Genomic DNA, 1,716 nt, shown 5'->3' on the forward strand with positions numbered 1-1,716 from the left:
CGTGGTGGTTTGGCGATATCGGTTGTTATTGTTGGGGCCTTATTAGCGGCCACCACCGGTGTGGTGGGTGCCTCCGTAGTGACCATGGCAGTGATTGCCCTACCCGTGATGTTAAAAAATGGTTATGCCCCCAGTTTAGCCGGTGGCGTCATTGCAACATCAGGCACTTTAGGTCAGATCATTCCGCCCAGCATTATTTTAATTTTATTAGGTGATGTCATCGGTGTGCCGGTTGGCCAACTCTTTATTGGTGCAGCTATACCCGGCCTGATGTTAGTCATCGCCTATATTGCCTACATCGCCTTTATTGCTTGGAAAAAACCTGAACTTGCTCCAGCTATCACTATCGCGCCAGAAACCACAGGAAAACTAGCATCCAAAGTATTCAAAAGCATGCTGCCACCATTAGCCTTAATCATCGCGGTATTAGGGTCTATCTTCTTTGGCATTGCCTCCCCGACCGAATCGGCGGCTGTTGGTGCTTTAGGCGCGATATTACTAGCGGTACTGCATAAAAAATTAAGCTTAGATAATCTCAACAAGGCCATGCAACAAACCACACGTTTAACCAGTATGGTGTTTTTGATTTTGATTGGTGCCACCGCCTTTGGCCTGGTCTTTGTTGGCATGGGTGGTGACGATCTGATCTTTGATATCTTTAGTGGCCTGCCGGGTGGCAAGTGGAGCTTCTTGATCTTAAGTATGTTGCTGATTTTTGTTTTGGGTTTTTTCTTAGACTTTATCGAAATCTGTTTTATCGTGGTGCCAATCATCGCCCCTATCGCCATACACATGGGCCTCGATCCTCTGTGGTTTGCCTTATTGATTGCCCTTAACCTGCAAACTTCATTCTTAACACCACCGTTTGGCTTTTCTCTGTTCTATCTTAAAGCCAGTGCACCGACATTAAAGTTACAAGATATCTATCGCGGCGTGGTGCCCTTTATTATTATTCAAATCATCGTATTGGGACTGATCATTGCTTTCCCATCGTTAACCTTATGGCTACCGAGCCTAATGGAATAATACAAAAAATCTAGGAAGGCTCATAGGATTCAATGGAATGAATGAATTAATATATTTTTCTACTAAAGGAGGCCTTTTCACCGGTTTCTTTGACATTTTGTTCGAGCTCATTGCAAAACTAGTATTCAAGGTTTTTTTTCGTACAGCTGCTTGCACTGTCGGCACTACATGCGAGCCCACCCTTAATATTTAGGCTGTTATAACAGCAGTTATCGTTCTAATAGTTATATTTTTTCTTATTTTCAAACCACGTGACAAATTAAAAAATCACCGTCATTAAAAATTCAAGCAAGACAAGACGGAGGAAAAAGAAGAAATAAAATCAGTAACCTTGCTCCAATTTTTTTTTGATAACCCCATCACATTTTTAAAATATCGATGCTAAAGCACTCCATATATTCGTCGATACCCTCTGTAAGCGTTATAATTTTATAAAAAGGAACAAATAAACTAATAGCGATCTTGATGCTCAATTAAGCGACTAGCTTGGGAGAATTATCATGAAGACTAATACTGAGAAACTTGAATGGACAGAAACTAAAGACCAAATGCCAGAAGTCGGCCAAAAAGTCGTCGTATTCGTATGGCGAGATGAAGCCGTATATCAAGCCTGGTGGAACGGTGAACATTACGTTCTGGTTGCGGCTAACGAAGAAGGTGCGGTGTCTATCTATGAAGTTTTACCAGTGG

Annotated in this window: 2 protein-coding genes; both read left to right on the plus strand. The window is 42.1% G+C overall.

All coding sequences use genetic code 11. The features are described 5' to 3' along the window. Positions 1–1,026 (plus strand): TRAP transporter large permease (locus AC3AYF_RS20700; RefSeq protein ID WP_487780355.1); only part of this gene is annotated, 1,026 nt, incomplete at its 5' end. Between the two features lie 500 nt (positions 1,027–1,526). Then, positions 1,527–1,716 (plus strand): hypothetical protein (locus tag AC3AYF_RS20705; RefSeq protein WP_487780356.1); only part of this gene is annotated, 190 nt, incomplete at its 3' end.

The organism is Salinicola sp., assembly GCF_982684285.1.